Below are 2,921 nucleotides of genomic sequence, written 5' to 3' on the forward strand. Positions count from 1 at the left end.
GCCCCTGCCCCTCCCCGCCACGGCCCGCCTGCTCATCAACGACGACGGCCCCGTGCACTGGTTCCGCGTTGCCGCCCCGGGCGAGGGCCCCGTCTACGCCGAGGGTACGTACGGCGGAAGTCGCGAGGGCGGCGTAGTCCAAATGTCTAGACCCGGAGCAGACCGCGATGCATGAGGAGATCACGCTCCACAAGGTCGGAAGCTCTACTTTGGCCCCGCTGCCCCAAGCGATGCTCGACCGTCACCAGATCAAGCCTGGAGACAAGGTGTTCGCGGTCGATACGAATGCCGGGATCCTGATCACCACCGGCGATCCCGACGTTGCGGAGGCCATCGCGAGCTCTGACGAGATTACAGAACGCTACCGGCACGCGCTCAAGCATCTCGCGGTGTAAACGTTCTGGCGGGGCGTGAACCGAGGTGGTTCGCACGCCACCCCCGTTCGGCCCGACGCTCGCCGTCCGCAGGGGTACGCGGGCTCCTCGGCCCGTGCGGACACCCAGCACCTCGCCCCCGCTCTCCACCAACGCTTTGACGATGGGCTGCGCGCGCGGGTTTTTCCTCTCCATGACCGGCATCCGGATCCGCCACCGGCTTACGATCCATCCGCCCTCGGGCAGCTGCACGAAGTCCACGCGCCCGCCCAGCCGGGCGTCGGAGCTGGCGAAGGGCAGCCGGGTGTAGGTGTACTCCAGGTAGCGCAGGTGCCCCGTCTGCCCGTCGAGCCACAGCGTTCCCTGCACGTCCGGAAGCCGTCTGCCGCGCAGGGGAGCGAACGCCAGCCCCACCATCCCCGCCTCGGTGCCGCGGCCCCGGACCAGGCTGAAGCAGTGGTGGTCCAGAAAAGCATCGGAGAGCAGCGTGGGCGCGTCCGGGGCGCGGAACACGATGGAATCGCCCTCGACTTCCATGTAGCCGTGCGTTACCAGCCGCTCCGCGTGTGTCGCGAACGGCTGGCGGCTGTACCCCGACTGGATGATCGAGGTGGAATCGACGATCGTAAGCCGGGGCAGGGCCAGCGTCCGCCGAAACAGCCGCACCCGGAACTCGTACGCGCCAGCCCTGCCACCGAGGTGGGTGGCGTCGAGCGCTTTCCGTGCTTCGTCCCACACGCGCGCCGCCTGCTCGCCGTTCTCGGGGCGGATGGTGCACGCCCGCGGCACCCCCCGCGCGACCACCGCATCCAGCGTCACGTGCTCCGGCGACATCGACAGCTGCTGCGTTACCTGCTCCCCAACCTCCAGTGCCAGCGAGGGCGAGGCGGCGGCCGCGTACCCGACCCGCTCGGCGCGAACGCGGTAGGTTCCCGGCGCCGGAGCCTGCAGGCTGTACTGCCCCTGCCCATCGCTGAGCACGGCGTCCCGGCGCCTTTCCAGTGAGTCGACCAGCGCCACCACCGCACCCTGGACCGGCTCACCTGTCGCCCGCTCCACGACGGTGCCGCCGACGGTTTGCGGGGACAGCCGGGTGGTGGTGAGGGAGAGAGCGATGGTGAAGAGCAGCACGCGTATGCGACGTTGCATGGCTCCGCTCAGGGAAGAGGGCGACAACCCACCGCGACAGGGTGTAACGGATAGACGATGCGGATTTTGACACGCCGGCGGTCGGCCGCGGATGCACGAAGATCCGGAACGAATGCGGGGTGGATCACCATCGGTGATCCACCCCGTTTCGTCTACGTCATCGTGCTGCGCTGCTCCAGTGGCGCCGGATCCACTCGGCTACATCACCTTCGCTCATCCGATCCTCGACCGTTGCGACGACCATTGCGAAAGCGTAATCGGGAGGGGCTGTGAGCCACCGTCCATTCAGATCGAGGAACGTTACGAGGGCGGCAAACGCAATTCTCTTGTTACCGTCGATGAACCCGTGATTCTTCACGAGTCCGAACAGGTACGCGGCGGCAACATCGGCCAAGTCCACACCAGGGGTGTAGGCGAACCGGTTCATCGGCCGGCTCAAGGCGGAGTCGATCAGGTCATTCCCGCCCGCCCGGATCCCGTGAGAGCCACCGTAGTCTTCGATGAGGTCGGAATGCATCGCATCGATCATCTGGCGCGACAACCAGATCGGCTCGTCCACCGGTCACTCGGCAAGCCGGCGGAATGTCTCCGAGTACTGCTTCCGAGCCCGATCGAATGCCTGCATGGCGGCGCCGAAATTCGGGTCGGGTGTAAGCAGCACACCGCCCGGACGATCTACCGCATAGGCCGACTCACCGGGCGCGATCCCGATCCGCTCCAGAAGCTCGGGTGGGAGTGCGCCAGCGCCGACGCCCTGGGCTGGGTGAAGTGTAATCTTGGTCATCATCCCTCCTGTGTGCTGCCACCCATTCCTCGCAATCCACCGGCCACTTACTCGCCGTAGGGCACCCAGACGTTCTTGACGTGCGTGGCCTGGCGCAGGAACTCGCGGCCTTCGCCCTGCTCGGCGTCGAACCAGTCGCGCTCGCGGCCGTAGCTCACCCACGTGCGCTTCATGTTGCCGGCCGACAGGCGCTCCACATTCGCGCTTCCCTCAGCGCCGCCGAAGTACCACATCGCCTCGACGTCGTCGTGCGCGGCCAGCGTCTCCGCCAGCTCCTCGCGCTTGCCCGTGACGATATTGACCACGCCGCCCGGAACGTCGGAGGTGTCGAGCACCTGGTAGAAGTCCGTGGCGGCAAGCGGCCAGCGCTCCGACGGAATCACCACCACCGCGTTGCCCGTTGCCACCGCGGGCATGACGGTGGAGATGAAGCCCAGCAGCGGCGCCGTGTCGGGGCAGGCCACGCCGATCACGCCGATGGGCTCGTTCATCGCCAGCGTCACGTTGCGCATGGGCGTGGCGTGCACCAGGCCGTCGTACTTGTCGGCCCAGGCGGCGTAGGTGTACAGGCGGCGGATGGACGCCTCCACCTCGCGCTCCGCCCCGGCCTCGTC

At 67.5% G+C, this 2,921-nt stretch carries 4 protein-coding genes; all 4 read right to left on the reverse strand.

What is annotated here, in order from left to right:
* Window positions 1-146: 146 nt before the first annotated feature.
* A complete protein-coding gene (locus tag VIB55_RS23665) occupies window positions 147-1,523 on the reverse strand; it encodes a carboxypeptidase-like regulatory domain-containing protein (RefSeq protein WP_331879148.1) in 1,377 nt (458 codons plus the stop codon).
* 157 nt (window positions 1,524-1,680) lie between these two features.
* Complete coding sequence (locus VIB55_RS23670; RefSeq protein WP_331879149.1) at window positions 1,681-2,082, reverse strand: type II toxin-antitoxin system death-on-curing family toxin; 402 nt, start codon at window positions 2,080-2,082, stop codon at window positions 1,681-1,683.
* 3 nt (window positions 2,083-2,085) lie between these two features.
* Window positions 2,086-2,307 (reverse strand): hypothetical protein, encoded by a 222-nt coding sequence (locus VIB55_RS23675; protein ID WP_331879150.1) that lies wholly within the window; start codon window positions 2,305-2,307, stop codon window positions 2,086-2,088.
* 47 nt (window positions 2,308-2,354) lie between these two features.
* Window positions 2,355-2,921 (reverse strand): aldehyde dehydrogenase family protein (locus VIB55_RS23680; RefSeq protein WP_331879151.1); only part of this gene is annotated, 567 nt, incomplete at its 5' end.

The organism is Longimicrobium sp. (assembly GCF_036554565.1).
GTDB lineage: Bacteria > Gemmatimonadota > Gemmatimonadetes > Longimicrobiales > Longimicrobiaceae > Longimicrobium.